Source organism: Guptibacillus spartinae, assembly GCF_028610625.1.
Lineage (GTDB): Bacteria > Bacillota > Bacilli > Bacillales > Guptibacillaceae > Guptibacillus > Guptibacillus spartinae.
Genome location: NZ_JAQQWU010000007.1, coordinates 190,666 through 216,666 on the forward strand (window position 1 = coordinate 190,666; position 26,001 = coordinate 216,666).

27 protein-coding genes, 16 tRNA genes and 2 rRNA genes are annotated in these 26,001 nt (G+C 40.1%); 5 read left to right on the top strand and 40 right to left on the bottom strand.

Going from position 1 to position 26,001, the window contains the following annotated elements; translation table 11 throughout:
- The first annotated feature begins 112 nt into the window (after positions 1 to 112).
- A complete protein-coding gene (locus PQ511_RS14110; protein WP_273852548.1) occupies positions 113 to 1,078 on the top strand; it encodes a bile acid:sodium symporter family protein in 966 nt (321 codons plus the stop codon).
- A 43-nt stretch (positions 1,079 to 1,121) separates the two neighbouring features.
- On the opposite strand, the gene PQ511_RS14115 is transcribed toward PQ511_RS14110, so the two are convergent.
- The 6 genes from PQ511_RS14115 to PQ511_RS14140 form a co-directional block, all read right to left on the bottom strand.
- Positions 1,122 to 2,210, bottom strand: a complete 1,089-nt coding sequence (locus PQ511_RS14115; RefSeq protein ID WP_273852549.1) for a mechanosensitive ion channel family protein — start codon at positions 2,208 to 2,210, stop codon at positions 1,122 to 1,124.
- Between the two features lie 81 nt (positions 2,211 to 2,291).
- A complete protein-coding gene (locus PQ511_RS14120) occupies positions 2,292 to 2,894 on the bottom strand; it encodes an EamA family transporter (RefSeq protein WP_273852550.1) in 603 nt (200 codons plus the stop codon).
- A complete protein-coding gene (locus tag PQ511_RS14125; RefSeq protein WP_273852551.1) occupies positions 2,867 to 3,178 on the bottom strand; it encodes an EamA family transporter in 312 nt (103 codons plus the stop codon). The genes PQ511_RS14120 and PQ511_RS14125 overlap by 28 nt, the downstream gene beginning before the upstream one ends.
- Positions 3,179 to 3,401: 223 nt before the next feature.
- A complete protein-coding gene (locus tag PQ511_RS14130) occupies positions 3,402 to 3,590 on the bottom strand; it encodes a hypothetical protein (RefSeq protein ID WP_273852552.1) in 189 nt (62 codons plus the stop codon).
- A 109-nt stretch (positions 3,591 to 3,699) separates the two neighbouring features.
- A complete protein-coding gene (locus tag PQ511_RS14135) occupies positions 3,700 to 4,275 on the bottom strand; it encodes a redoxin domain-containing protein (RefSeq protein ID WP_273852553.1) in 576 nt (191 codons plus the stop codon).
- A gap of 177 nt (positions 4,276 to 4,452) precedes the next feature.
- Positions 4,453 to 4,713 carry a metal-sensitive transcriptional regulator gene (locus PQ511_RS14140; RefSeq protein WP_098446390.1) on the bottom strand — a complete coding sequence of 87 codons (261 nt, stop codon included), beginning with the start codon at positions 4,711 to 4,713 and terminating at the stop codon, positions 4,453 to 4,455.
- 157 nt (positions 4,714 to 4,870) lie between these two features.
- Between PQ511_RS14140 and PQ511_RS14145 the strand changes: the two genes are divergently transcribed.
- Entirely contained in the window at positions 4,871 to 5,059 is a 189-nt protein-coding gene (locus tag PQ511_RS14145) for a hypothetical protein (RefSeq protein ID WP_224598744.1), read from the top strand.
- A 94-nt stretch (positions 5,060 to 5,153) separates the two neighbouring features.
- On the opposite strand, the gene PQ511_RS14150 is transcribed toward PQ511_RS14145, so the two are convergent.
- The 9 genes from PQ511_RS14150 to PQ511_RS14190 all read right to left on the bottom strand — a co-directional run bounded on the left by PQ511_RS14150 (position 5,154) and on the right by PQ511_RS14190 (position 15,039).
- The gene (locus PQ511_RS14150; RefSeq protein ID WP_273852554.1) at positions 5,154 to 6,893 is read right to left on the bottom strand and encodes a phospho-sugar mutase; all 1,740 of its coding nucleotides are present in this window, start codon (positions 6,891 to 6,893) and stop codon (positions 5,154 to 5,156) included.
- Positions 6,894 to 7,085: 192 nt separating this feature from the next.
- Positions 7,086 to 8,621, bottom strand: a complete 1,536-nt coding sequence (locus tag PQ511_RS14155) for a bifunctional GNAT family N-acetyltransferase/carbon-nitrogen hydrolase family protein (RefSeq protein ID WP_224884079.1) — start codon at positions 8,619 to 8,621, stop codon at positions 7,086 to 7,088.
- 113 nt (positions 8,622 to 8,734) lie between these two features.
- A complete protein-coding gene (locus PQ511_RS14160; protein ID WP_420541710.1) occupies positions 8,735 to 9,166 on the bottom strand; it encodes a CBS domain-containing protein in 432 nt (143 codons plus the stop codon).
- An 84-nt stretch (positions 9,167 to 9,250) separates the two neighbouring features.
- Positions 9,251 to 10,120, bottom strand: a complete 870-nt coding sequence (locus PQ511_RS14165; protein ID WP_273852556.1) for a ComEC/Rec2 family competence protein — start codon at positions 10,118 to 10,120, stop codon at positions 9,251 to 9,253.
- A gap of 133 nt (positions 10,121 to 10,253) precedes the next feature.
- Positions 10,254 to 11,423, bottom strand: a complete 1,170-nt coding sequence (gene yhbH, locus PQ511_RS14170; RefSeq protein ID WP_273852557.1) for a sporulation protein YhbH — start codon at positions 11,421 to 11,423, stop codon at positions 10,254 to 10,256.
- 289 nt (positions 11,424 to 11,712) lie between these two features.
- Positions 11,713 to 11,880, bottom strand: coding sequence for a hypothetical protein (locus PQ511_RS14175; RefSeq protein WP_273852558.1), 168 nt, complete (start codon positions 11,878 to 11,880; stop codon positions 11,713 to 11,715).
- Positions 11,881 to 11,940: 60 nt separating this feature from the next.
- Positions 11,941 to 12,498: a signal peptidase I gene (lepB, locus tag PQ511_RS14180; protein WP_273852559.1), complete on the bottom strand. Its 558-nt coding sequence runs from the start codon at positions 12,496 to 12,498 to the stop codon at positions 11,941 to 11,943.
- A 156-nt stretch (positions 12,499 to 12,654) separates the two neighbouring features.
- Complete coding sequence (locus PQ511_RS14185; RefSeq protein ID WP_273852560.1) at positions 12,655 to 14,550, bottom strand: PrkA family serine protein kinase; 1,896 nt, start codon at positions 14,548 to 14,550, stop codon at positions 12,655 to 12,657.
- Positions 14,551 to 14,733: 183 nt separating this feature from the next.
- A complete protein-coding gene (locus tag PQ511_RS14190) occupies positions 14,734 to 15,039 on the bottom strand; it encodes an antibiotic biosynthesis monooxygenase family protein (RefSeq protein ID WP_098446377.1) in 306 nt (101 codons plus the stop codon).
- A 331-nt stretch (positions 15,040 to 15,370) separates the two neighbouring features.
- Here PQ511_RS14190 and PQ511_RS14195 point away from each other — a divergent pair, with 331 nt between their 5' ends.
- Entirely contained in the window at positions 15,371 to 15,526 is a 156-nt protein-coding gene (locus PQ511_RS14195) for a hypothetical protein (protein ID WP_273852561.1), read from the top strand.
- A gap of 275 nt (positions 15,527 to 15,801) precedes the next feature.
- Here the strand turns inward: PQ511_RS14195 and trmL are convergent, their stop codons facing one another.
- The 6 genes from trmL to PQ511_RS14225 form a co-directional block, all read right to left on the bottom strand.
- A complete protein-coding gene (gene trmL / locus PQ511_RS14200; protein ID WP_273852562.1) occupies positions 15,802 to 16,275 on the bottom strand; it encodes a tRNA (uridine(34)/cytosine(34)/5-carboxymethylaminomethyluridine(34)-2'-O)-methyltransferase TrmL in 474 nt (157 codons plus the stop codon).
- Between the two features lie 64 nt (positions 16,276 to 16,339).
- Positions 16,340 to 17,227 carry an amidase domain-containing protein gene (locus PQ511_RS14205; protein ID WP_273852563.1) on the bottom strand — a complete coding sequence of 296 codons (888 nt, stop codon included), beginning with the start codon at positions 17,225 to 17,227 and terminating at the stop codon, positions 16,340 to 16,342.
- A 55-nt stretch (positions 17,228 to 17,282) separates the two neighbouring features.
- Positions 17,283 to 17,912: a YczE/YyaS/YitT family protein gene (locus PQ511_RS14210; protein WP_273852564.1), complete on the bottom strand. Its 630-nt coding sequence runs from the start codon at positions 17,910 to 17,912 to the stop codon at positions 17,283 to 17,285.
- A gap of 206 nt (positions 17,913 to 18,118) precedes the next feature.
- Entirely contained in the window at positions 18,119 to 18,655 is a 537-nt protein-coding gene (locus PQ511_RS14215; RefSeq protein ID WP_273852565.1) for a methylated-DNA--[protein]-cysteine S-methyltransferase, read from the bottom strand.
- A 66-nt stretch (positions 18,656 to 18,721) separates the two neighbouring features.
- A complete protein-coding gene (queG, locus tag PQ511_RS14220; protein WP_273852566.1) occupies positions 18,722 to 19,861 on the bottom strand; it encodes a tRNA epoxyqueuosine(34) reductase QueG in 1,140 nt (379 codons plus the stop codon).
- 31 nt (positions 19,862 to 19,892) lie between these two features.
- Entirely contained in the window at positions 19,893 to 21,587 is a 1,695-nt protein-coding gene (locus PQ511_RS14225; protein WP_273852567.1) for an ABC-ATPase domain-containing protein, read from the bottom strand.
- An 82-nt stretch (positions 21,588 to 21,669) separates the two neighbouring features.
- On the opposite strand from PQ511_RS14225, the gene PQ511_RS14230 reads away from it, so the two are divergent.
- Positions 21,670 to 22,338: a B3/B4 domain-containing protein gene (locus PQ511_RS14230; protein ID WP_273852568.1), complete on the top strand. Its 669-nt coding sequence runs from the start codon at positions 21,670 to 21,672 to the stop codon at positions 22,336 to 22,338.
- A gap of 255 nt (positions 22,339 to 22,593) precedes the next feature.
- A complete protein-coding gene (gene yvfG / locus PQ511_RS14235) occupies positions 22,594 to 22,815 on the top strand; it encodes a protein YvfG (RefSeq protein WP_273852569.1) in 222 nt (73 codons plus the stop codon).
- A gap of 36 nt (positions 22,816 to 22,851) precedes the next feature.
- Here the strand turns inward: yvfG and PQ511_RS14240 are convergent, their stop codons facing one another.
- From PQ511_RS14240 to PQ511_RS14330, 19 genes are all read right to left on the bottom strand, one after another.
- The gene (locus tag PQ511_RS14240; RefSeq protein WP_273852570.1) at positions 22,852 to 23,556 is read right to left on the bottom strand and encodes a DsbA family oxidoreductase; all 705 of its coding nucleotides are present in this window, start codon (positions 23,554 to 23,556) and stop codon (positions 22,852 to 22,854) included.
- 465 nt (positions 23,557 to 24,021) lie between these two features.
- Positions 24,022 to 24,106: transfer RNA gene (locus tag PQ511_RS14245), tRNA-Leu, on the bottom strand.
- 33 nt (positions 24,107 to 24,139) lie between these two features.
- Positions 24,140 to 24,229 (bottom strand) — tRNA-Leu (locus tag PQ511_RS14250).
- A gap of 27 nt (positions 24,230 to 24,256) precedes the next feature.
- Positions 24,257 to 24,331: transfer RNA gene (locus tag PQ511_RS14255), tRNA-Cys, on the bottom strand.
- 9 nt (positions 24,332 to 24,340) lie between these two features.
- Positions 24,341 to 24,415 (bottom strand) — tRNA-Gly (locus PQ511_RS14260).
- A 7-nt stretch (positions 24,416 to 24,422) separates the two neighbouring features.
- Positions 24,423 to 24,497 (bottom strand) — tRNA-Gln (locus PQ511_RS14265).
- Between the two features lie 4 nt (positions 24,498 to 24,501).
- Positions 24,502 to 24,577, bottom strand: a tRNA-His gene (locus PQ511_RS14270).
- 16 nt (positions 24,578 to 24,593) lie between these two features.
- Positions 24,594 to 24,667, bottom strand: a tRNA-Trp gene (locus PQ511_RS14275).
- Positions 24,668 to 24,674: 7 nt separating this feature from the next.
- Positions 24,675 to 24,759, bottom strand: a tRNA-Tyr gene (locus tag PQ511_RS14280).
- A gap of 70 nt (positions 24,760 to 24,829) precedes the next feature.
- Positions 24,830 to 24,905 (bottom strand) — tRNA-Thr (locus PQ511_RS14285).
- Positions 24,906 to 24,909: 4 nt separating this feature from the next.
- Positions 24,910 to 24,985: transfer RNA gene (locus PQ511_RS14290), tRNA-Phe, on the bottom strand.
- Between the two features lie 85 nt (positions 24,986 to 25,070).
- A tRNA-Met gene (locus tag PQ511_RS14295) sits at positions 25,071 to 25,147 on the bottom strand.
- A gap of 19 nt (positions 25,148 to 25,166) precedes the next feature.
- A tRNA-Asp gene (locus PQ511_RS14300) sits at positions 25,167 to 25,242 on the bottom strand.
- A gap of 8 nt (positions 25,243 to 25,250) precedes the next feature.
- Positions 25,251 to 25,326, bottom strand: a tRNA-Val gene (locus PQ511_RS14305).
- A 24-nt stretch (positions 25,327 to 25,350) separates the two neighbouring features.
- A tRNA-Glu gene (locus PQ511_RS14310) sits at positions 25,351 to 25,425 on the bottom strand.
- 23 nt (positions 25,426 to 25,448) lie between these two features.
- Positions 25,449 to 25,540: transfer RNA gene (locus PQ511_RS14315), tRNA-Ser, on the bottom strand.
- Between the two features lies 1 nt (position 25,541).
- A tRNA-Asn gene (locus PQ511_RS14320) sits at positions 25,542 to 25,616 on the bottom strand.
- Positions 25,617 to 25,625: 9 nt separating this feature from the next.
- Positions 25,626 to 25,742, bottom strand: a 5S ribosomal RNA gene (rrf, locus tag PQ511_RS14325).
- A gap of 130 nt (positions 25,743 to 25,872) precedes the next feature.
- A 23S ribosomal RNA gene (locus PQ511_RS14330) occupies positions 25,873 to 26,001 on the bottom strand; the annotation flags it as partial.

Consider the following 26,001-nt stretch of genomic DNA (forward strand, 5'->3'; position numbering starts at 1 on the left):
TTCAGGGAGGGAAATCGTTCTTGAGAAAATAATTGAATTAATTTTCAGATAGTATTGAAAATTGCTCATATAAGCGTATAATCGAGATTAAAATTTCAAAGGATGTGATGGAATGAAAGCTCTTGAAAATGCGAGTCGATTCGCAGGAAATACATTTGCCATATGGGTACTTCTTTTTGCGGTGTTAGGGTTTATTTACCCTGAAGGATTTACGTGGATCACTTCTTACATAACGATTCTACTAGGCATTATCATGTTCGGCATGGGGATGACCCTCTCTACGAAAGATTTTAAGGAAGTCGTGAAGCAACCAAAAAGCGTTGCCATTGGGGTAGCAGCACAATTTATCATTATGCCACTACTCGCTTACGCACTTGCTGTTATCTTTCAACTCCCCGCTGAAGTCGCTGTAGGTGTCATTCTAGTTGGCTGTTGCCCAGGCGGGACCGCTTCAAATGTCATGACTTATCTTTCTAAAGGGAATACTGCTTTATCTGTAGCCATCACGGCCGTATCAACTGTGCTCGCTCCCTTATTAACCCCTGCACTTGTTCTTTTATTTGCAAGTCAGTGGCTACCTGTATCAGCTAGTGATCTATTTTTATCAATTTTCCAGATGGTCGTCGTTCCCATTACACTCGGCTTTATCGTAAAGCTTCTTTTCAAAGAAAAAGTTTCAGAAAGTGTCAAAGCCCTTCCTCTTGTTTCTGTCATCTCCATCGTCGCTATTGTAGCAGCAGTCGTTGGTGCAAGCAAAGAACGTATTGCTGAGACAGGGCTGTTAATCTTTTCAATCGTCATTCTTCATAACTTACTTGGCCTTATCATTGGCTATTATCTTGCAAAATTACTTCGTCTTAATGAACCAGATCAACGTGCGATTTCCATTGAAGTAGGCATGCAAAATTCAGGTCTTGGGGCAGCACTTGCAGCAGCACATTTTAATCCGATCGCTGCAGTACCTAGTGCGATCTTCAGTGTATGGCATAATATCTCTGGTCCAATCCTTGCTACCATTTGGAGCAAAAAGAAACCGACTACCAAAGAACAAAACGTTTTATCAAAGAGAAGCGCATAGACGAATAAAGGCAGGTCTCTTAAACGGAGACCTGCCTTCTTCTTTAGCTATACACTTTCTCTTCTTCATGTGAAGAAGCATTTTCAACATGGAGAGTTTGCGTAGGAAATGCAAATGAAACTTGCTCTTCCTCCATGATTTTCATGATTTTAAAGTTCACATCTTGCTTGACGTTTAAAAAGTCGCCCCACGTTGTCGTATTTGTAAAGAAATAAAGAAAAATATCAAGGCTGCTATGATTAAATTCATCAAAAGAAACAAAGATCGTTTCAGGATGAATTTCTTCGTGATCGCGAAGCATTTTCTCAATACGATTGATACATGTTTCAAGTCTTTCTGAAGGTGTATTGTATGTGACGCCAAGATGGAACGTAATTTGACGTTTCCCCATTTTGGACCAGTTTGTAATGTTCTCATTAGCTAATCTGGCATTTGGTACGGTAACAAGTGCCTGTGCAAACGTACGAATTTTTGTACTTCGAAATGTAATATCCTCGACTACACCTTCAACACTTGGGGTTTTAATCCATTCCCCTATCGAGAAAGGCTTCTCCGTAATAATGACAATGCCACCAAAGAAGTTCTCTATCGTTTCTTTTGCTGCAAGAGCAAAAGCTAAACCACCAAGTCCCAGTCCTGTAATAAAACCGTTCACATCATACCCGAATTTTTCAGCAATGACGCTGAAAGTCATGGCAACAATTAAGAGACGAAGCGTTTTTGATAGAAATGGAATAAGAAGCTGGTCAACCTTTAAATTATATTTGCTATTCATCGTTTGAAAAAACAAGGAAGAAGCCGAGGATAAATTATATAAGCCCCATGCTGCCAAGAAAATTAATGAAGAACTCATCATGTTCTTAAAAAGATCATTATGGTGATCTAAAAAGGATACATATCGAACAGAAATATATAATCCGATAATCACAAATAACATTCTGAGAGGTCTCTCAAAAGCCAAGAAAAGATGTGTAAAAAATTCGTTAGAAGATTTTCTACTCAGTTTTAGAATCAGATTATATATATATTTAGCGAATATTTTCCTCATTAACAAAAAGAGAAGGAATATTCCAAGTGCAATTGCAAGCTGAACCCATGTGTCATCTTCAATGTAAGTACGTAACAATTCCATTACGCAATTTCCCCTTTACAAAAATAGGTTATAAGGATAGACATTCGTTTCCATTGTCAGCTATTTGTCAGTTCACTATGATTATGCTGCTTTTTTCTTCATTTTATTTTTCCCTACTCTCTCCCATTGAGAAATCATAATGCCTACTAAAATGAGAAGAACACCGGCCCATTGAGCAACGTAGATTGCTTCATGTAAAACGATAGCTGATAGGAATACTGCTGCTGGAAGCTCTGAAGAACTAAGAATTGTCCCCATACTTGCTCCAACTTTTGGTACGCCGATCGCCATAAAAAGAACAGGAAAAATATTACCCAGGATGGCTAGAAAGAAACCAAACAGTGCCCATTCAAACGAGAGTCCTCCATGTAGAAGAGATTCTGGAGAGAATGTAATGAGAACAAGCACACCAGCGATGGTCACCATATAAAAACTTTTATGAACTGCAGGCACTTCCCCTGACGTTTTGCCCATAATAAAAATGTACATGGCAAAACAAATGGCAGATATAAGCCCTAACATAATTCCGAGTGGATCATACACTAACTTCTCACTTCCAATAATACCACTTGCCAGTATCGTTCCGATAAGAAGAACACTAACGGAAAGTAAGGTTTTTAAATCTGGCCATTTTTTGTGATACAAAGAATCAATAACTAGTCCAATCCACGTGAACTGAAACAAAAGCAGTACGGCAATTGAGCTGGAAGTTTTGATACAGCAAGGGTATAGAATATGGAAACACAACCAAACATCGTCCCGCCAACTAATAAATATTTAGCTCCTTTAAAATTTGGCTTTTGTTTAGAATGAAGAAGTAGAATAAGTAGAATCAACCACCCAATAATAAACTGTCCTGCTAAAAGTTCCCCAACAGAAAATCCTCTTGCTATTCCTATTTTTGTAATTGTAGAAAGCGATCCCAAACTGCAACCAGCAGCTAACACAAGCAATACATACTTCCACATTCATGAATCCCCCAGTCGTTGAATTTTTGTTTCATTAAAAAACAAAAAAATCGCCCCCTGTCGGTTCGTTCGACAGAGGGCGATGAAAATGAGAAATAGGTTTCTCAGAAAAATCGCCGTCCAGCCTGGGCTGGTTTTAGTATCCAATGTATAGCATAAGTGCTAATACACCAAACGTCAATATAAACTCTTTTGGACCAACTCTACAGACTAAACTAGCTTTTTAGTAAGCTTGATAAAGGCCAGTTGTAATGAAATAACCGACTAATACACCAAGAAACACTGACACCGATATGTAAGACCATTTTGATTTAAATTCATATCCAATTCCATCTACCGGTTCATAAATCCAACTATATTGGACATAGCCCAGGATAACAAATAGCATTACACCAAAGCCTAAATTCGTCACAGTTCACTCCCCCTTATGTGTCAACTGTTTATCCTCAGCATTTCCAAAAATCGTCTTTTAAAAAGAACAAAGGAACGAACAATAAGACATAGATAACCTAGTAATTACGTTATTGAGCAGAGGATGCTAAATCAATCATCATTTCTTTGCTCATAGGGCCAATTACCTTCTTCATGATTATACCATTTTTGTCAATAATATAAGTAGTAGGAATTGTAATGGTCGCGAATGTTTCCATTTGCTGTCCCTCTGTGTCCATTAAAATTGGGAAAGTGAGGTGATTTTTTTCAGAAAAATCTTTTACAACCTGAGAGGACGATTCATTCGTTGTAAGGTTAACAGCAAGAATCTCAGCATCTAACCGCTCTGCCTCTTCCTCATAAAACTCCTGCATATCAGGTATTTCCTCTTTACAAGGAGGACACCAGGTAGCCCAAAAATTAATAAAGGTGACCTTCCCTTTAAAGTCTGAGAGACTCACTTCTTTCCCCTCAAGCGAATATAATGTAAAATCAGGGGCAAGATTTCCTTCTTGAATTCCTGTTTCATTAGCATCGGACATTACTTCAGCAGCTTGCTTTTGAGCTGGATCAATCACTTCTTTCTCTTGATGAGTAGAATAGAGACTATACGCCAAAAAACCAAGAACAATTACGGTTCCAATTCCAATTCTAAGACGTTTCATTTGCTCCTCCTTCTTCAAATAAACGTAAAAGCAATGATCTCTATCTATTCATCGCGAGCATAAACGGAAGCGAATAACAGAAATGAAAAGATCTATTATTCATTATTTCTCTGGTTAGTTAGTAACATTCACTTTTGGGAAATGATTTCCGACTCTGAAAAAGATGGAAATAGAAAACTAACGGCTTTTTACTAACAATTGAACGGCTTCTTTTACAACATCTTCAGTCGACTCACCTTTATCAAGCTGTTCTCGAATACATTCTTCAAGGTTCGATCCCACAATTAATCCAATCGTACGATCAATTGCCGTTCGACTCGCTGAAAGCTGTGTAATAACATCTTTACAATCTTTTTCTTCTTCAATCATACGGAGAACGCCACGAATTTGACCTTCCACTCTTTTTAAACGATTTTTCATTTCATTTGTATATTCCATGATATGACTCCCTTTCAAGTTCATTTATGTTGCTATCTATAAGAATATTCTGTCATAATAATATTAATTTCTTGCTACTTCTCTTCATATATTGTAAAATAAATCGTAATTTAAGGATAGGAAAAAGGTTTAGTTCATTATAAGGAGGCAGTGCCTTTTGGATTTATCCGAAGATGATAAACGGTTATCTAAAATTTATCGAAAGATTGTTACCTCAAACGAATATAAAGCAGGTAAGATTCTCGAAAAACTAGATAGCGAAACGAAAGACAAAGTATTTCATCTCATTCGTATGAACAAAGCTGATTACGAACATCAATTGAATAAACAACAACTTCACCAATAGTAGAAAATCGGCTGATTAGCCGGTTTTTTTCATTTCTCAATGATTAAGAAAACCAGGACAGCATTTGTCCTGGTTTTCTTCCGTTATGATCCTATTATCCCAATCGGTCTTGTACCTTACTCATAACTGATTTTCTAAGGTCAGCTAGTTTCCTTTGGCTGTTTTCTAAATTGTCTCCGTTCACTCCAAAATAAAACTTCACTTTTGGCTCTGTACCTGAAGGACGTAGGCAGAACCAAGAGCCATCTTCAAGTTTATACTTTAGTACATTCGAAGTAGGGAAATCAATTGGCTCACTTGCCCCTTCTTTTAGATACGTTCTTTTACTGATCTCATAATCCTCTACACTTTTGATGGCTACCCCAGCTGCTTCAGTAGGTGGCTCTTCACGGAACTTCGCTAGTAAGGAGACGATTTTTTCCGCTCCTTCTTTCCCTTTCAACGTTAATGATTCAAGACCTTCTTGATAATAGCCATACTGCTCAAATACTTCAAGAAGTCCTTCATAAAGCGTCATACCTTTCGATTTATAAAATGCAGCAACTTCTGCAGCAACAAGACATGCTTGAACAGCATCTTTATCTCGAACAAAGTCTCCAACAAGATAACCGTAGCTCTCTTCATATCCGAATAAGAAAGTATGCTCTCCAGTCGTTTCAAATTCCTTAATTTTCTCACCAATAAATTTAAATCCAGTCAACGTATCATATGAAGTCAGGCCATTGTCTTCTGCAATCTTACGACCGATTTCAGAAGTGACAATTGTTTTAAGGACTGCGCCATTTTGTGGAAGTACGCCTTTTTCTTTTTTCTGAGTAATAATGTAATTCAACAGAAGAGCTCCTGTTTGATTCCCAGTAAGAACAACGTACTTTCCTTCTTTATTCTTGACGGCTACACCCACACGGTCAGCATCAGGGTCAGTCGCCAAGAGCACGTCTGCATCCTGCTGTTCGCCATATTGAATAGCAAGTTCAAATGCCGCATGTTCTTCTGGGTTTGGAGAAGAGACTGTAGAGAAATTGGGATCAGGCTTCTCTTGTTCTTTTACAACAGTAACGTTCTTAAATCCATAAGCCTTAAGCCCTTCTCTAACAGGGATATTACCTGTTCCATGTAAAGGCGTAAAAACGATCTTTAACTGCTCGCCCATTTCAGATAGTAGCGCCTGATTTACGCGTAGCGTTTTTAGTTGTTCTACATACTTTTGGTCAATCTCTTTGCCAATCATTTGTATGAGTCCTTTGCCCTTTAATTCACTTTCAGAAGAGACCGATACATCTAACTCATTTTCTACGCCATCAACGTAGGAAATCACTTCAGCTGCCGCTTTAGGTGGAAGCTGTCCACCATCCTCACCGTATACTTTGTATCCATTATATTCTGGTGGATTATGACTGGCTGTGATAACGATTCCAGCACAGGCGTTTAAGGTGCGTACCGCATAGGAAAGCTCAGGGGTAGGGCGTAGCTCATCAAAGACATATGTTTGAATGCCATGGGTCGCGAGCGTCTTAGCAGCTTCCATAGCAAACTCAGGAGACTTGTGACGTGAATCGTATGCAATCGCTACCCCTTTCTTTTTATATTCTTCACCATTTGCTACTATGTATTGCGCTAAGCCTTCAGACGCTTTGCGAATCGTATATAGATTCATCCGATTCGTACCTGGGCCGATTTCCCCACGCATGCCTCCGGTTCCAAATTCAAGATTTTTGTAAAAAGCATCTTCAAGTGCTTGATCCTTACCACTAAGAGCTTCCAGATCCTTTTTTAATTCCTCATCAAGTGAAGTAGCCGATGTCCATCTTTTGTATTCGTTTTTCCAGTCCATAGTATGCCTCCCGTTATGTATAGCTTGTGATTGTAATCATTTCTAGAAAATCGACTGAAGTCCTGCCTTTTTGGTCAGATTTTCTCTTTATCCTTACCCAATCATAATACGAATCGGCTTCTCAGCCAATGCTATTTAGGAAAAAAACACCACTCCCTAAAAAACGACAAAAAAAGCAAACCGCTTAGCGGCTTACTTTTTGTAGTGAATTTCATATAAGTCTTTTCGACGATCTCGAAGTTGACGAACCGTTCCAGACTGACGCTGTCTTCTTAGAATTTCAAGGTCAACATCACCCACTACGACGGTCTCAATATTCGGGTGACATTCTCCAGCAATGCCGTCTCTTGAAAAGGCAAAGTCAGATGGTGTAAAAATGCCGGATTGGGCATACTGGACATCCATATTCTCTACTTGAGAAAGGTTGCCAATTGTACCAGCAATCACCGTATAAATTTGATTTTCAACTGCTCTAGCCTGCGCGCAGTAACGAACACGTAAATATCCTTGACGGTCATCTGTACAGAAAGGTGTAAAAAGAATATTTGCTCCTTTATCTGTTGCAATGCGACCGAGCTCTGGAAATTCGATATCATAACATATTTGAATGGCGATTTTACCACAGTCTGTATCGAAAACCTCGATGCCATCAGAACCGTGAATTCCCCACCAGCGACGCTCATTCGGGGTAACGTGGATTTTATACTGCTTTTCAATCGTTCCATCTCTTCTAAATAAATAAGCAATATTGTAGATTTTTTCATCCTCTAATACAAAATGAGAACCGCCAATAATGTTGACATTGTACTTAACTGCTAGTTCAGTGAATAGTTCAATATAAGGCTCTGTATACTCCGTTAATTTACGCACGGCTTTACTTGGAATTTTCTCATCCATAAACGACATGAGCTGCGTTGTAAAGATCTCAGGGAAAACGGCGAAATCAGAACCAAAGTCAGCTGCCACATCTACATAATATTCAACTTGGTTTGCAAACTCCTCAAAGGAAGAAATCTTCTTCATAGCATATTGAATGGCGCAGATCCGAACAGGGAAAGAGGACCTAAAGTGTCTTCTTGTCACTGCCTTATATTCAACGTTATTCCATTCCATTAAGGTGGCAAACTGTTTAGACGCTTTATCATCTGGTAAGTAATTCGGATTGATCCTCATCACATTAAAACCATTCATTAGCTGGAACGTTAACACGGGATCATAAATATTCTGGAATTTTACTTCTTCAACATATTCAGATGCCTTCATTTCATCTGCATGTTTGTGGTAATTCGGAATTCGACCACCAATAATGATGCTCTTGACGTTTAATTCCCGTGCAAGGTCTTTACGTGCATCGTATAAGCGCTTGCCGATCTTCATTCTTCGATATTCAGGGTGAACCATTACTTCAATTCCATAGAGGTTATATCCATCGGGATTATGATTTGTTATGTACCCTTCATCCGTAATATCGTCCCATGTGTGCTGATCATCATATTCATCAAAGTTAACCATTAGACTTGAACATGAACCAATTATCTCACCCTCCAGCTCTACGCAAAACTGGCCTTCCGGAAAAATATCGAGGTGACTTTCAAGATGTTCTCGTTTCCAGGGATCCATTCCCGGGAAGCACTTTTTTTGCAATGCTAGAATTTCTTCTATATCTTCGTGACGAATTTGTCTAATCTCAATCTTTTTTTCGAATTTCGATACGTCTAATTCTGACATCTGTTTTCCCTCCACTTTAGATCTATTTTACTATATACCCTATTTACATCAGTTTGTACCTTGATTTTATCATATAAAAAGAGAGGAGACTGACGACGTCAGTCTCCCTGGCTTTACGCCTTTGGAGCTCCATTTTGAGAAATGCTGGATAGTGCTGGCCCTGCTTCTTGTTGATCAGGGGTTTTCGTTGCAAAATCCCCAAGTGAGACCATACCAACAACCTGATTGTTTTCTACGACAGGTAAGCGGCGAATTTGATGTTGAGCCATTAAAGCTGTCGCTTCGTCTGCACTCATGTTTGACGTGGCTGAAACAATGTTATTAGACATACATTGACTCACCTGACAATTGGCATTTCCTCCAGTCGCAGTAGCACGAGTCGTGATATCCCGATCCGTAACCATCCCACAAAGCTGACCGTTTTTCATAACTGGTAATGAGCCAATATTGTATTGGTTCATTAATGCAGCTGCTTCTTGAATGGACTGCTCTGGTGTGACTGACACAATGTTCTTAGACATGAGGTTTTGCAGGTTGTTTTGCACGAGCATTCCTCCCAGGTTGTAGGATTATTGAGCTAGGAAAGCCACGGCTTTCCACCGTTATAGTTTAAACTCAAGCCATTCATTTTATTTTTCCTTTTTATGTGAAATCAAATTATTTTCGGTATGGAAGGTGATATTCTTTCCATCACTCGTTGCAATAATTGTTCCAATTTGATCTGTTCTTAGAATAGAAATATCATTTCCACTTAACCTCTGAAGCACTTCGTGATCCGGAAAATGATAGCGATTATCCTTTCCAACTGAAATAACTGCCGTTTCAGGACTGACGGCTTTTATAAATGCATCTGTCGTTGCAGAGATTGCTCCATGATGGCCAATTTTTAATACATCATTTTGCAACTGCTTCTTTTTTAAACGATTCAGCATTTGCTTTTCTACTTCTACACCAGCATCTCCCATTAACAAAAAGCGATTCTCTTCATGCTTGAGCATTAAAACAGCACTATAATCGTTAAAATCCTCATATTCCGCATTTTCAGAAGGAGAAATAACCTGCACACTAACACGACGTCCAAGTTTAATTTTCACACCTTTATGAGCATTCATAATAGGAATTTCTTTCTTCTTAATTTCCTTAAGTAATGATTTATAGTGAGTTGTAGGATATGACACGTCAGGCATCAGAACCCGATCTACTTCAAAATTTTGTATCACATCATCCATCCCACCAATATGATCATGATGGGGATGGGTCGCTACAATATAGTCTAACTGAGTAATTCCAAGTTTTTTTAAATACTCACTAACCATTTTTCCATCCGCGTTATCACCAGCGTCCACTAACATTGTTTCTTCTCCAAATGTAATTAAAATACTATCAGCCTGTCCAACGTCCAGGAAATGGACCTCCACCAAATTGGTTTGTGCCGTTACCTTACAAGGCATTTGTAATACGATAAGGAGGGAGAAAAAAAGAGCGCATAAAAACTTCATCATCATTCCTCCTGTTTTTTCTTAACGTTAGTATGCGCCTTCCCTTCATAACTAAAAGCATTGGTTTAGAAATGTTGTTGGTAGTCAGTAACAAGTTCTACCAATAGAAAAAAACTTCCCATTCAGGGAAGCTTTACGAACGTACTTCTTCTTCTTTTCGAAAGAAACTTTTCATGGCGTGATAGACGTCTTTTTTCTCCTTTAAGATATAATGCCTAAATTTCGGATCGTGAATATTTTTATATGCGCTCATTAACGTGGAATGGCGGTTATAGGCATTTACTTCTCCATAACCAAACATATTCGATACCTTCATTATCTGGTTAACCAGCTTAACACACCTTGTATTGTCAGAGGTTAAATTATCACCATCTGAGAAATGAAAAGGATAGATATTATAGCGAGATGGAGAATATTTTTCATCAATTAATTCAAGGGCTTTTCGATAGGCTGATGAACAAATCGTTCCCCCGCTTTCTCCTTTTGAAAAAAAATCGTCTTCTGTGACGACTTTGGCTTCAGTATGATGAGCGATAAACTCAATTTCCACTGTTTCATATTTAGATCTAAGAAAACGGGACATCCAGAAGAAAAAGCTTCGTGCCATATACTTTTCCCATTTTCCCATCGAGCCACTCGTATCCATCATGGCAAGAACAACTGCTTTGGATTCACGCCTGATTTCTTCATTCCATGTTTTAAAACGAAGATCATCTTGATAAATTGGCGCAATGGCTGGTTTTCCACTAATGGCATTTCGCTTATATGCTGTTAGAATCGTACGTTTCTTATCAATGTTACCCATCAGACCTGTTTTTCGAATATCATTAAATTCCACTTTCTTCTTCACAACATCTGCCGTTTCTTTTTCGCGTAAATTGGGCAATTCAAGTTCTTTAAATAAAATATCCTGAAGTTCTACAAGAGATACTTCTGCTTCGTAATAATCTTCACCCGGTTGATCACCGGCACCTTCACCCTTACCTGCTCCGGGCTGTTTTTCACCAGAGCCATCGCGTGCCACTACGTCTCCCACCTGGCTATCGCCTTCACCCTGCCCAACGTGTTTTGATTTATCATAGTTATAACGAATTTTATATTCATCAAGTGATCGTATTGGTATTTTAATGACATCTCGACCGTTGGAAAGAATAATGTTCTCTTCACTGATGAGATCCGGGAGATTGTTTTGGATAGCATCCTGAACTTTTTCGGCATGGCGTTGTTGATCCTGATAGCCTTTTCGGTGGAGGGACCAATTCTCCTGAGAGACGACGAAATTGTTGGAATCTTTGTCTTTCATGCCTTATTCCCCTCCTTAAAAAAATAAAATTTCTATCGGAAATTTATTCAAAGATCGATGATCGCTCATGATGTTTGTTCAAAAGCAGCATGCTACTATGGACATCCTCTAGCTGCGTTGAATAGTATACTTTATCCTATGCAAATACAAGCGATAATTGACAATTAATTCTGACAAATTGGCGTTTTATCGAACTTATCAGTTGAATTGGACAAAATAAAGGCTCACCCTCTTCCCCTTTTACTAATCCTAAGATTATTCTTCAAAAAAAATAACCCCCATTTGGGAGTTATTGTTTCTTATTTTTCTTTTCGTGCTGTGCAGGATCTGGAAGTCGACCTTTTTTCTTTAGTTCATCATTTGTGTCTAGTTCTTCCATTTCTTTACCAAGCTCCTGCATTTCCTGTTCATCCATTGCCATAGAGCTATTTTCTGGTTTATCTTTTCGGTCTGCCATTATGCATCACCTCATTAATCAACGTACCCAGATCTCATCCATTATTAACTTATTTTCTTATTATTTTTCAAACGTAAAGTCGAATTTTTCAAGCGGCCAGTAACGAAGGTTTACTTCTCCGACTACTTGCTCCATGGGAACAAAACCAATATGGCGACTATCATAACTATGTCTACGATTATCGCCCATAAGAAATAAAAAGCCCTCCGGAACTTTCATCTTACCTGTCTTATCTTCGAGATTAAAATTTTCCGTTAAATTTCCGTTAAAAATGTCTTCTTTATATTGTTCAAGATAAGGTTCGCTCATCTTCTCACCATTCACATAGAGATCATCATTTTTGTATTCAATCGTATCCCCTGGAAGACCAATGACTCTCTTAATGTAATCTTCTTGTTCGTTCGCATGAAATACCACAAGATCAAACCGATCAGGTTCAGATACTTCATAACCAATTTTATTAATGATTAAACGATTCCCGTCTTGAATCGTTGGCATCATCGATTCACCATGTACCACATAATTCGTTATGAGAAATTCACGAATAACAATCGCAAGGACGACAGCTATTGAAAAAGCCTTTACCCACTCCCAAAGCGGATTGCGTTCCTTCTTCATCTCAAACCTCTTTTCAATACGTCTTTACGTCTAATCTATCACTCCTAATAAGCTCGCACAAGCGCACCTACCATTGTAAGCGATTACAAATAAAGTGAATTGCACATTGACACACTCCAAAAAGCATACCCCCAAAAGAGGTATGCTTTTTGAATGTTATCTGTTTAGGAGACTTCCCACATAACGAAGGAGTTCATTGGCTGAAATGGAATTATACCCATGTTCATCAATGAGACGAGCAATAACCTCATTGATCTTTTTAAGCTGGTTCTCATTTGGTGTTTTTGAAGATGTCGTAATTTTCACAACATCTTTCAAATCTGCAAACAATTTTTTCTGAATCGCTTCTCTTAAACGCTCATGAGAATTGTAATCAAATTTCTTACCTTTCCTAGCATAAGCAGAGATTCGAATTAAGATTTCTTCACGGAAGGCTTTTTTCGCATTTTCAGAAATGCCTATTTGCTCTTCAATTGAACGCATGAGTTTGTCATCCGGACTCATTTCTTCACCAGTCAATGGATCGCGCAACTTATTTTTATTACAGTATGCTTCTACGTTATCAAGATAATTATCCATTAACGTCTTCGCACTTTCTTCATAGGAGTATACAAAAGCTTTTTGTACTTCTTTCTTCGCAATTTCATCGTATTCTTTCCGTGCAATCGAGATGAAGTTCATATAACGCTCTTTGTCTTCCTTCGAAATAGAGGCATGTTGATCCAGTCCATCCTTCAATGAACGAAGGACATCTAAAGCATTAATGGACGGTACTTCTTTTCGTATAATAGTCGATGAAATACGGTTGATGACATATCGTGGATCAATCCCACTCATTCCTTCGTCCGAATGCTCTTTATGAAGCTCATCCACATCGACTTGATTGAATCCTTCTACAATCTCTCCATCATACAAACGCATTTTCTTAACAAGATCAACGCCCTGGCGATTGGTATCTTTTAATCTTGTGAGGATCGAGAAGATCGCCGCTACTCTTAGCGCGTGAGGGGCAATATGAACGTCTGCCACATCACTTTCACGAATCATTTTCTCGTAAATACGTTCTTCCTGGCTCACTTTCAAGTTATATGGAACCGGCATAACAATAATACGAGAGTGGAGTGCCTCATTCTTTTTGTTTGAAATAAACGAGCGGTACTCCGCTTCATTCGTGTGAGCTACAACGAGTTCATCAGCTGAAATTAAAGCAAAGCGACCAGCTTTAAAATTTCCTTCTTGTGTGAGTGACAGCAAATGCCATAGAAACTTTTCATCACACTTTAACATTTCCTGGAACTCCATCATACCGCGATTTGCTTTATTTAACTCCCCATCAAACCGATAAGCTCTTGGATCAGACTCGGATCCAAACTCAGCAATCGTAGAAAAGTCGATGCTACCTGTTAAATCTGCAATATCCTGAGACTTAGGATCGGAAGGACTAAAGGTACCAATACCTGTCCGCTTATCTTCGTTAAAGAAAATGCGTTCAACCATGACATCTTCAATTCTGCCGCCATACTCCTGCTCAAGACGCATAACGTTAAGCGGAGAGAGGCTTCCTTCAATTCGAATGCCATATTCCTCATGGAACTCATCTCGTAAATGATGTGGTATCAAATGAAGTGGATCTTCATGCATCGGACACCCTTTAATCGCATATACGGCGCCTGAATCTTCATGAGAATATTTTTCCAAACCTCTTTTTAATACAGTAACTAGCGTTGATTTACCACCACTAACTGGTCCCATTAACAAGAGGATACGTTTCCGAACATCTAATCGTTTTGCAGCTGGATGAAAATATTCTTCGACGAGACGTTCAATGGCTTCCTCAAGCCCATACAGTTCTTCACTAAAAAAAGAATAACTTCGTTTCCCGTCAACTTCTTCGATCCCTGCATCTTTTATCATATTATAAACACGTGAATGAGCTGACTGCGCTACTTCAGGTCGTTCCCGGATAATGTCTAAATACTCGCTGAAGGTTCCTTCCCACTTCAGCCGCCTTTCATCTTCTCGATGCTGCTGGATTTTACGTAAGATATCCATTACGAGCCCCCTCCAAGTTTGATTCATCGGATTTAATACATGTTATGCAGGGATGTCCTATAACATTCGGCTTTCTTTTCGAACGTAAAGACAGGGGTAAGGACTAAAAGTGTTCGCGTAAAAGAGAGATCACAAAAACGTTATAACACAAACAAAAAGAGCCGGCTAAGCCGGCTCTCACTCTTACGTATGATAAACAACAGTAAACTCACTAAGCTCATTACCAGTTGCGGGTGATTTCTCTTTCGATTCCCGTTTTTCTTTATGAGCATTCTTAAAGGAATCTGAATGCACCCAGTTCTGATAAGCCTCTTCATTTTCCCACTTCGTAAACACAATTAACTTTCCATTCTCAGCTGATTGTTCAAGGAACATAAACTCCAAGCAACCTTCTACATTTTTCATACTTTCCGCACTCTTCCCAAAACGTTGTTTCATCATGTCCTTCGCTTCATCTGGTACCTTTAATTCATTCATGACTACATACATGATCGAATACCTCCTTTATCTTTCTAGCTCTATCTTATCGAATAACTGCATTTTTTTCCAATTCAAACCACCCCTCACACCAGGAATTCCCTCCAAAACATTCACACCATACCGCACATGGTTTATAATGAGAGATAGATTTGGACACAATTTTACCTGAGGAGGATGAGACCATGAGTTTCCTGGGTATTTTAGTAGTAATCCTGGCATTCCTAGCAGCAATCTTCACCGCCGGCTACAACGACCGACCAAGCAAAACCAAAAAAGGTAGTCGGTAACAAGAAAAGCGGAAGTGGCCGGTTAGGTCCGACAAGCGCTGGAGACCTTCAATATGAACACGGTCTTTGTGTTCGGATTGAAGGGTGAAGCGATCGAGGACCTGGCCACTGCAGCTAGATCTCTCGAAAAGCGAAGACGAGCGGTTAGAAACGGAGATATTGGAACTCTTGAACTAGAACACGTCCTTTGTGTTCTGGTGAAAGAGTGAAATATCGCAGTTTCTGCGAGTCGTAGCTAGATCTCACGAAAAGCGGAAGTGGGCGGTTAGACACGGCAGGCACTGGAGCCTTTTCATTTGAACACGTTCTTTGTGTTCGGATGAAAAGGTGAAGTGACCGAGTGTCTGCCCACTGCAGCTGGACAAGAAAAGCGGAGACGAGCGTTTAGAAACGGAGATATTGGAACTTTAAAACTTCATTAATGACGCTCAAGCTTGTATCAAAAAAGAACGACTGATAGCAAAGTGCTATCAGTCGTTCTTTTTTATTTCATCCCAGGGTAATGTTGCTGTCTCAACGCTTCATAAACCATAATAGCAGCTGTATTTGAAAGGTTAAGAGCGCGAACGTGATCAGTCATCGGTAGACGAAGACAACGTTCTTTATTATTCTCAATTAATTCATCTGGCAAACCATTCGTTTCTCTGCCGAAAACAAAATACGTATTCTTATCCTGATCAGAATAATCGAAATCAGTATGTGTGTTTGTACCATATTTCGTAATATAGTAATACTCTCCACCTTGATTTTTATCGAAAAACTCATCAAGAGAATCATAATAATGAACGTCAGCATATTGCCAGTAATCCAATCCGGCACGCTTCAACATTTTATCATCTGTTGAAAATCCCAGTGGACGAATTAAATGCAAACTTGTATTTGTTGCTGCACATGTACGTGCAATATTCCCTGTATTCGCCGGTATTTCAGGCTGAAAAAGGACGACATTTAAAGACATCTTCATTCACCTCCACTTCAAAACATTTCTATTATAGCATGTTTTGAAGTGGAGAGGACATTCGCTAATCTTCAATATGAAAAAACTTATACTTAATATCAGGTGTCCAAGCGGTAGAATCTTCATAAGCCCAATAACGCATTCTGCTATTAGTCGTATGAGCATTTACAAGAGGATAACCCTTCTCATCATTATCAACAACAAAGGTCGTATGCTGCCAGTGCCCATCTCCATCAAAATCATAGCAAATAATATCTCCGGGAACCAACTCATCAGGAGTGGCTACCTCACGAGCGCGCAAACCCGTTTTCGAACCACTTAAATGCCATCGAAGCGCATGAGCCACTGTCCACGAATAGCTCCAGCTACTCCCCTTCATCCACCATCCCTTTGATCGATCAGGATAGCCATGCATTGGGGCTTTTCCGGCATGAAGACATTGTGAAATATAGTTCGTACAATCAACATCAAATGAATGAAATGCGGGGTTATAATCGTCCCACCAACGTTCTGCATACTTAAGGGCAGATAATCGATCGTAATAGGAACCTTTCATTCGAATACGATCGTCCCCTTCGCTTTCTATTGCTTGAGGCTGATCTCCCTCTATCTCTACCGAACAGTCCAGAATGAGATCCCCCTCCGTTATTTTGGCGAACCTCTTTTCAATTCGTTCTTCTTGGTATAGCTTCTTTCCTTGCTTTATCAAAAATTGTTGGTGTAGAAGATAATCATACACTTGATTTGTTGAAAATCCTTTTTTGCTCAGAAGAATTCCTTTATTTTTTATCCGAATAACAGAAGCTCCTCTATCATGACACTGTTGTAAATAACGGGCTACTGCTTCTTCTTCTGAAGATGGACGTATTCCTAATCTAGCGAACTCCGTACCATTTATTAAGCTAGTTGCCTGATCTTCCCAAAAAGATTTCAATTGAACTCCCCACCCCATATGCGTCCCCCCTCATCGCAATTTATGATAGGGGCAACCAACACATGACACGGAATCAAGAATGGTTATACGCTGGTTCAATTGAAGAATGATTTATTTTCTTAAGAAGTTTATCAAACCATCCAACGAGGAAACCAAGTAAAAGGACTTCCACAAACGTACCTGCACCAATTGGTCCTCCAAGAAGGAAAGCTAATACAAAGGCAAGAGCTTCCGTTATCGTCTTGGTTACGCCAATACTCCATCCTGTTCGTTCAGTAAGAGCAAGCATTAATTCATCATTCGGTATAGATGCTAATGAAGCAAATAAATACACCGCAATACCAAGTCCCATGATGACCAAACCTACAAGAAATAAAATCCATCTGGGAACGATTCCATTCACATCTATAAAAGCTAATATTTTCAAATTCAGCAAATCTACAAACAGTCCTAGTAAAATGATTGGAATAAAACCAGCAAGGTTAGGTTTCCTCATCATAATGAGACTATTAATGAAAATTAAAATACCGCCTACTATAAACACCCACGATCCTACTGTAAATCCAATTTGGTCTGACAGAGCGACATATAAAGCATCCCAGGGAGCAATTCCAACATCAGCATTGATTAACAATACTACTCCAAAAGCAAGGGTAAATAATCCCGCTACATAAATTAGGCTTTTTGACAAAAAGCTATTCATCATTTCCACTCCTCTTTAGAAGGCTTTGAATACAATTCATTTGTTTATTGCACTCATTACTTTTATTTATATTTTTCTTTGAAATTTAACCGCATTTGCTATTTTACAAGAAAGCTTTCCCTTTTTGTAGCATTATGCCTAAGAGGAAAAATTCAAAAAAGCCTGTTTGCTACAAATGAAACGTAGCAAACAGGCTTAAAATCTTGTTATGGCAACATGGCATGCATCGCATGCTGTTGTTCAAGAGATAATAAATATTCTTTCTTCGTGACGCCACCAGCGTAACCAACTAAAGCACCATTGCTTCCAATTACTCTGTGACACGGTACAATGATTGGAATCGGATTACGATTATTAGCTGAGCCAATTGCTCGAACAGCTTTTGGAGCAGAAATACCGACGGCAACATCTCTGTAAGAACGAGTTTCACCATATGGAATTTCCGAGAGGTTTTTCCATACTTTCTGCTGAAAAATAGTTCCAATTGGATCAAGCTGAAGATCAAAACTCCTTCTTTTTCCACTGAAATATTCTTCCAATTGCAGGACAACTGATTCAATCATATCAGAATTGAAAACAAGGTCCGCATTGACATGATGTTTCTTATACCATGTTTCAGCAGCAGGCAGCACATCCTCCGGGCAACCAAAATCGAGCCTACTAACCCCATTCGAACTAGCAAACAACGTTAATGGACCAATCGGCGATTGAAACTCCCCATAATAGATCACTTGTTTCTCCATTCTATCCCTTCTTTATTGTCCATTTTTCACTATCTTACAACGCATCTAATCGTTTGACCATCAGCATTAAGTCTTATTTTCAAGCATTGACAGGCCCTTAGCGATCTCATCTGCCACATCATTGTCATTTTCTCGCATTTGCTCCTTCATAAGGGCATGGAGAGCCTTTTCACCACCAATTTTACCAAGTGCCCAAGCTGAAGTTCCTCGGATCACCGGACGAGGATCTTTCTCCATTAGTTCTACAAGCGTATCAATCGCTGTTTCGTCTTTGTAATGGGCAAGAGCAAGAATAGCATTTCGCTGAATTGGTTTCTTTCCTCTCCACGATCCAGCTGCTCTACCAAATTGTTCTTTGAACTCACGATTTGTCAATGTGAGAAGCGGAATAAGCTTTGGTTTCACCATCTCCGGATCTGGTTCGAGTTCAGGATGATGATGAAAATCTTTCCTTTTGTTTTTAGGACAAACAAGCTGACATGTGTCACACCCGTATAATCGATTTCCTAATTTAGTGCGGTATTCGTCTGGTAAAAAGCCTTTCGTTTGCGTAAGAAAAGCAATGCATTTATTTGCGTTAAGCTGGCCACCTTCAATCAAAGCACCTGTCGGACAGGCTTCTACACAAATATTGCAATCTCCACACCCCTCCTCGACAGGCTCATCAGGCTCCAAATTTAGATCGGTAATCATTTCACCAAGATACACCCATGATCCAAATTCTTCTGTAATGGTCATTGTGTTTTTACCGCTAAAGCCAATACCAGCTCTTTCAGCTACAGCACGATCGGATAGTTCACCAGTATCGACCATCGAACTTGATCGGGCTTCAGGAACCTTTGATTTAATATATGCATCAAGAAGAGAGAGTTTCTCTCTAAGCACATGGTGATAATCAACACCCCATGATGCGCGACAAAACAGTCCTCTACGCTCGGCTTTTTTACTTCTTGGACTACCTTTCATTCGCGAAGGATACGCAATGGCAATTGAAATAATTGTCGTCGCACCACTCAACAAAAGCTCAGGCTCCGTTCTCTTTTCAATATCGGATTCCTCAAATCCCGATTGATACCCAAGCTCCTGTTGGCGCTGCAGTCGTTGTTTAAGAGTTTTAAAAGGATCTGCTGCAGCAAAGCCTATTTTATCAATCCCAATTGTTTTACTGTATGCTATTATATCGGCTTTTAATTGTGCGTTTGTCATTTCATTCCCTCCTTTCTTTATTGAAGTAAGTTTATTTTATTTTTAATGTTCGAATCCGATTTAATATGGCAGCCATTTCCGTTCTTCTTATACGAGCAATGTCTCCTGGATGCTGATCTTTATATATGGAAAAGGCCTCCAGACCACCATTATTTATTTTTTCTTCAATGAAATCCAGTAGCTCAGGAATCGACTTATTTCCTAGCGTATGATTTCTTTCTAGAAAATGAAGAACATCAGCAGCAAATCTCGTTTGGCTGGAATCAACAAGTTGCTCTACTTGGAGAAGAGAAACGTCCGTATGACCATATTGAATTTGATGTAGTCCTCGAGCAGAAACTTTGGATTTCTTTCCTTTTTGACTATTCAAGCTACTCCGCTCAGGTACTCTCTTTCTTGCATCACCAAACGTTTCTCCACCTTCTTTTTGGCGATCCGATTTTTGTGCAATTTTCTTAGCTTTATCAGTCACATCATATGGACGATAATTTTCCATTAAAATGACCTGGTCTGCTACCTCAAAGTAATCTCCAGATCCCCCCATAACAAGCACAGTTGAGATGTGTCGTTCTGTACTTAGTTGCTTTACCCGATCAATAAATGGAGTGATTGGTTCTTTTTCTTTCGCAACTAGCTGCTGCATCCGGTAATCTCGAATCATAAAATTAGTCGCACTCGTGTCTTCGTCTATTAAAAGCGTGTCTGCGCCAGCCTCTATTGCTTCTATAATATTTGCAGCCTGTGATGTACTTCCACTGGCATTTTCGGATGTGAATGACCGTGTATCCTTGCCATAAGGTAGATTGTTGATAAACGGTGATATATCTACTCCAGTTACCTGACGACCATCTTCAGAGCGAATTTTCATTGCATGGTGATTTGTCAGTACATACTCTCTTCCATCTCCTGAAATATGATCATACACACCGTGTTCCATGGCATGCAACAGTGTACTCTTCCCATGATAACCACCGCCAACAATTAACGTAATCCCCTTCTTAATCGCCATTCCTACTAATGGTTCTGAGCGGTGTGGAATGGAAAGAGATACTTCCATAGTTTTAGGCGATTCGAATGGTACGGCCTTATTTTGCATAGGACGATCACTTATCCCACTTTCGCGTGGCAAAATAGCGCCATTTGCTACAAAAGCTACATATCCGTTATCGGTAAGATACTCACGAATTGCTTCCTGTTGATCAGCTAAGAAAAGCGCTTTGACCATGAGATCTTTATTTAGGGCAAAGATAGATTTATTCATCATATCTGGGATGCGATGCAGAAGCAAATCAATCGCCTGTCTGCCAAGAACCCTCCTGCCTTGAGCAGGTAATCCTATGGATAAACAAATTGTAATATTCTCCTCTGTGATGTTCACTGCAGCTCTCTCAATAACCTTTTGACCCGGTTGATCGATAGAGATCAATCCACTTTTTCCCGTGCCTTTTGCATGCTTCTCCGTCTTTCTAATGGCCCTTCCAACTTCTCGAGCAATCTCATCTTCCGTTCGGACTCTTCTCACAGATGATCCAAACCATTCACGTTCAATAATTGTTTTCGTACGAGGAACGATCATTCTTATTCGGGAAGGGCTAGCAAACGGATCTCCTTGAACATAATCAATCGCAAGGTCATAGTCATTAAAGTGATAACGCCCTTTCAAATCCTTGTATGCCTTATACCCTTTTCCATCTATGCGTTCTAACTGCTTTCTTAGTTCCTTCATCTTTGAGGCAAACCTCCTTTTAAGCTTCAAAATCTGGTATATGGTAAAATAAACGATAAATACGAACGAGGAGGAAAGAGTTATGACCAATATTACTCTCGCTCCATCTATAAAAGAGCACTATCCAGAATTTAAAATTGGTTACGCTATTTATCATAATATCGTGGTTGAAAAGTCACCGCAAATGGTACGAGGTCGCTTTCAATTTTATCAAGAGACAATGATGATGGATCTTGAGCAAACAGAGCTCAATTCGTTTCCTGCCGTATCTGAATGGCGTGCGATTTTCAAGAAATTCGGCACGGATCCTGCTCGATACCGTCCTTCTTCAGAATCGCTATTACGTCGATTAAAAAAGGGAAGCACGATCCCACTTGTCCATTCTGCAGTCGACATCAACAACTTATTATCGCTTCAATACAAAATCCCCCTTGGAATCTATGATTTAGATCAAATCGAAGGAGACATTACAATCGCTATTGGTGATCATCACACTTTATATGAAGGGTTGAATGGTCGTGAGGTCTCCTTTACTAACAAAATTCATTCGTTCGACCAAAAAGGTGCATTCGGAAGTCCGATTGTAGATTCTAAACGAACGGCTGTGACTGAAAATACGACAAACGCAATTCAACTCTTTTATCTGCAACCGTCACTCCCCCTATCGGAATGTAAAAAGCTTGTTGATGCTTCTGCTGATATGTTCCATCAAATACATGGTGGCCATGTCGAAAGTGGAGTTTCCATTTAAAGGGGGTTAGAGGCATAAAAAAACGCAACGCTTCGTTAATATTAACGAAACACTGCGTTGGGTAAATGGTAAAAATTCGAGGAATTTCTACAATCCTCGCTGATGTAGCTAGAATACCACAGAATGTATGTAAGAAACAACACATTTTTCATAATTTCTTAACAATGCTCATTTTTTGCGATTTGTCTGATCGAGTTTGACGCATCAATGACGATGCATCTATAATCGGAACTACAAGTAGAAAGGAGAACGAATATGGAACCATTCTCGACACCTTTTTTTGAAGAAAACTTTCGACAATACATACATAAAAACCGTGATGTATTCACTAAACTAGAGGCAATGAATAGCTATTATCGTTCAGTTGTTTCATCCATGATCTATGACAACCTTAACAAAAACTCAGAAATCGTTCGTCGTATTCGCAATTTAGATGGGGCTTACAAAACAGTTAAAGAAGAAAAGTCCAAAATATAAGAAAAAGCTCTCTTTTCATTTAAGAGAGCTTTTTCTTTAGGATTTTGGAATATCGCAACCATCAGCCGTGCATGCTTCTGCATCGCCACTCATAACCTCAAGCTTATTTCCTTCTCCCCAGGCCTTCGTTAGCGCCTGCTCAAACATTTCTACAGGCTGTGCACCTGAGACGGCATATTTACCATCAAACACAAAGAACGGCACGCCCTGGATACCCAGTTGACTTCCCATCGCCTCATCTTGGCGAACTTGACTGGTAAATTCATCTGTACGTAACATTTGCCTAATATCAGTAGCAGTTAATCCTAGTTCTTCACCGAGTAGAGCAAGTGTCTCGTGATTCCCTATATTCTTCGATTCCGTAAAGAATGCATAAAATAAGCGTTCTGACATTTCATTGCCCTTACCATACCCTTTTGCATAGTGAACAAGTCGATGAGCATCAAATGAATTTGTAGGAACCATCTTATCGAAGTCATAAGTTAAATTTTCTCCAGCTGCCTGCTGTCTCATGTTCTCGCACATTCCTTGTGCCTGTTCAAGACTAACTTGATACTTTGCTGCCAGAAGTTCAGCCATGCTTTCACCCTTTGATTCTTTCGCGTTTGGATCAAGTTCAAAACTTTTAAAAACCACTTCTACTTGATCACGCTGTGGAAAAGTACTAAGTGCATGTTCAAGTCTTCTTTTTCCTATATAACAAAATGGACAGACAAAATCGGACCATACTTCAATTTGCATCAAATCACTCTTTCAGATTATCATTATTATTTCGTACTTATAGTTTATCACCTCTCATTTCAAATGAGCAGGAATTTGCTCAACATGTATCTTTCTAAGGACTATTAAAAAATATGGTACTAGTCAGGTATGAATAGTTGATTCCACTTCATCTTAACAATTGGATTACTACTAAAAGTGTTGCAAACACGTTTTCACCTATAGTAGGTTGAATAAGTATTGAGTCAATTCCAAACATACGAAAACTGTGGCAAGCTTTTTTTGGGAAATCGATTGATGACCTGCGTAACACTATCCTAAAGTAGATCAACACCATAGAGAGCCTCTTTGCCACAGTTGAGTACATCACTTATGCTGTTTTCTAGTTAGTTAAAACTTGTTTCCCATAACCATAAGATTATGAATGGTAAGACATACAAAAAAGACCTCAACGAGAACGTTGAAGTCTTGTAATTACGTATGTAATGGTACCGGTGGTCGGGTTCGAACCGACACTCCTCTCGGAACACGATTTTGAGTCGTGCGCGTCTGCCAATTCCGCCACACCGGCAAAGTACCATGATTAATTTAGGCAAAAAATAAGTGGTGCCGGAGGCCGGGCTCGAACCGGCACGGAGGTACACCCTCCGCAGGATTTTAAGTCCTGTGCGTCTGCCAATTCCGCCACTCCGGCAGGACTTTAAAGAAAAAATATTAAGATTGGAGGCGGCACCCGGATTTGAACCGGGGCGTAAGGGTTTTGCAGACCCGTGCCTTACCACTTGGCTATGCCGCCTTTGTAAAATGGAGCGGAAGACGGGATTCGAACCCGCGACCCCCACCTTGGCAAGGTGATGTTCTACCACTGAACTACTTCCGCAACAAAATGGCTGGGCTAGCTGGATTCGAACCAGCGCATGACGGAATCAAAATCCGTTGCCTTACCGCTTGGCTATAGCCCAAAAATGGGGCGGCTGATGGGAATTGAACCCACGAATGCCGGAATCACAATCCGGTGCGTTAACCACTTCGCCACAACCGCCAAGAAAGAATGAAATTGGCAGGGGTAGTAGGACTCGAACCCACACCGGAGGTTTTGGAGACCTCTGTTCTACCTTTAAACTATACCCCTATCAAAATGGTGGAGGGGGACGGATTCGAACCGCCGAACCCTGAGGGAGCGGATTTACAGTCCGCCGCGTTTAGCCACTTCGCTACCCCTCCAAATTGACAATTACCATTGTAATACACATCTTATGAAAGTGCAATGGAAATTGATCTCATTTCGAGAAAATGGTGCCGGCCAGAGGACTTGAACCCCCAACCTACTGATTACAAGTCAGTTGCTCTACCAATTGAGCTAGACCGGCAACATGGTGGCTCCGGACGGAATCGAACCGCCGACACGTGGATTTTCAGTCCACTGCTCTACCGACTGAGCTACAGAGCCATGTTTTAAAAAATAATTGGTTGCCCTTTACAGGACTACATTCTAATTTTAACAACGATGAATACTCAACGCAGATAAAATTAATTGGTTGCGGGGGCAGGATTTGAACCTGCGACCTTTGGGTTATGAGCCCAACGAGCTACCGAACTGCTCCACCCCGCGATAATATGAAAGTTTAAAATGGCGGTCCCGACGGGAATCGAACCCGCGATCTCCTGCGTGACAGGCAGGCATGTTAACCGCTACACCACGGGACCTTAGAAAATGGTGGAGGATGACGGGCTCGAACCGCCGACCCTCTGCTTGTAAGGCAGATGCTCTCCCAGCTGAGCTAATCCTCCACAGAGTAAAAACGATATTTATATTGGTGACCCGTACGGGATTCGAACCCGTGTTACCGCCGTGAAAGGGCGGTGTCTTAACCGCTTGACCAACGGGCCCTTGCTGCTATTATGTATGCTAGTGGCGGAGAGCGAGGGATTCGAACCCTCGAGACGGCGTTGACCGTCTACACGATTTCCAATCGTGCTCCTTCGGCCACTCGGACAGCTCTCCATGGCTCCACAGGTAGGATTCGAACCTACGACCGATCGGTTAACAGCCGATAGCTCTACCACTGAGCTACTGTGGAATATTATCAGCCTGGCAACGTCCTACTCTTGCAGGGGGAGATCCCCCAACTACCATCGGCGCTGAAGAGCTTAACTTCCGTGTTCGGCATGGGAACGGGTGTGACCTCTTCGCCATCATTACCAGACTAATGACTGGATTTCACTTTATCGTGATTTGCCAGCGACAAAATATATCATACTATATTCCATCATGTTTTTCAAGAAAAATATTATTCCTTGAAAACTAGATAGCACTCGCAACGTTTTCCAATATAATCGGTTAAGCCCTCGATCGATTAGTATTCGTCAGCTCCACGTGTTGCCACGCTTCCACCCCGAACCTATCTACCTCATCATCTCTAAGGGATCTTACCAGCTTAATGCTGTGGGAAATCTCATCTCGAG

Excerpts from the sequence above, each read along its gene's own strand:
- PQ511_RS14110 (WP_273852548.1), top strand. The coding sequence starts at position 113 with ATGAAAGCTCTTGAAAATGCGAGTCGATTCGCAGGAAATACATTTGCC.
- PQ511_RS14115 (WP_273852549.1), bottom strand. The coding sequence starts at position 2,210 with ATGGAATTGTTACGTACTTACATTGAAGATGACACATGGGTTCAGCTT.
- PQ511_RS14125 (WP_273852551.1), bottom strand. The coding sequence starts at position 3,178 with ATGTGGAAGTATGTATTGCTTGTGTTAGCTGCTGGTTGCAGTTTGGGA.
- PQ511_RS14135 (WP_273852553.1), bottom strand. The coding sequence starts at position 4,275 with ATGAAACGTCTTAGAATTGGAATTGGAACCGTAATTGTTCTTGGTTTT.
- PQ511_RS14140 (WP_098446390.1), bottom strand. The coding sequence starts at position 4,713 with ATGGAATATACAAATGAAATGAAAAATCGTTTAAAAAGAGTGGAAGGT.
- PQ511_RS14150 (WP_273852554.1), bottom strand. The coding sequence starts at position 6,893 with ATGGACTGGAAAAACGAATACAAAAGATGGACATCGGCTACTTCACTT.
- PQ511_RS14155 (WP_224884079.1), bottom strand. The coding sequence starts at position 8,621 with ATGTCAGAATTAGACGTATCGAAATTCGAAAAAAAGATTGAGATTAGA.
- PQ511_RS14165 (WP_273852556.1), bottom strand. The coding sequence starts at position 10,120 with ATGAAGTTTTTATGCGCTCTTTTTTTCTCCCTCCTTATCGTATTACAA.
- yhbH (WP_273852557.1), bottom strand. The coding sequence starts at position 11,423 with ATGAAAGACAAAGATTCCAACAATTTCGTCGTCTCTCAGGAGAATTGG.
- PQ511_RS14175 (WP_273852558.1), bottom strand. The coding sequence starts at position 11,880 with ATGGCAGACCGAAAAGATAAACCAGAAAATAGCTCTATGGCAATGGAT.
- lepB (WP_273852559.1), bottom strand. The coding sequence starts at position 12,498 with ATGAAGAAGGAACGCAATCCGCTTTGGGAGTGGGTAAAGGCTTTTTCA.
- PQ511_RS14185 (WP_273852560.1), bottom strand. The coding sequence starts at position 14,550 with ATGGATATCTTACGTAAAATCCAGCAGCATCGAGAAGATGAAAGGCGG.
- PQ511_RS14190 (WP_098446377.1), bottom strand. The coding sequence starts at position 15,039 with ATGTATGTAGTCATGAATGAATTAAAGGTACCAGATGAAGCGAAGGAC.
- PQ511_RS14195 (WP_273852561.1), top strand. The coding sequence starts at position 15,371 with ATGAACACGGTCTTTGTGTTCGGATTGAAGGGTGAAGCGATCGAGGAC.
- trmL (WP_273852562.1), bottom strand. The coding sequence starts at position 16,275 with ATGTCTTTAAATGTCGTCCTTTTTCAGCCTGAAATACCGGCGAATACA.
- PQ511_RS14205 (WP_273852563.1), bottom strand. The coding sequence starts at position 17,227 with ATGGGGTGGGGAGTTCAATTGAAATCTTTTTGGGAAGATCAGGCAACT.
- PQ511_RS14210 (WP_273852564.1), bottom strand. The coding sequence starts at position 17,912 with ATGAATAGCTTTTTGTCAAAAAGCCTAATTTATGTAGCGGGATTATTT.
- PQ511_RS14215 (WP_273852565.1), bottom strand. The coding sequence starts at position 18,655 with ATGGAGAAACAAGTGATCTATTATGGGGAGTTTCAATCGCCGATTGGT.
- queG (WP_273852566.1), bottom strand. The coding sequence starts at position 19,861 with ATGACAAACGCACAATTAAAAGCCGATATAATAGCATACAGTAAAACA.
- PQ511_RS14225 (WP_273852567.1), bottom strand. The coding sequence starts at position 21,587 with ATGAAGGAACTAAGAAAGCAGTTAGAACGCATAGATGGAAAAGGGTAT.
- PQ511_RS14230 (WP_273852568.1), top strand. The coding sequence starts at position 21,670 with ATGACCAATATTACTCTCGCTCCATCTATAAAAGAGCACTATCCAGAA.
- yvfG (WP_273852569.1), top strand. The coding sequence starts at position 22,594 with ATGGAACCATTCTCGACACCTTTTTTTGAAGAAAACTTTCGACAATAC.
- PQ511_RS14240 (WP_273852570.1), bottom strand. The coding sequence starts at position 23,556 with ATGCAAATTGAAGTATGGTCCGATTTTGTCTGTCCATTTTGTTATATA.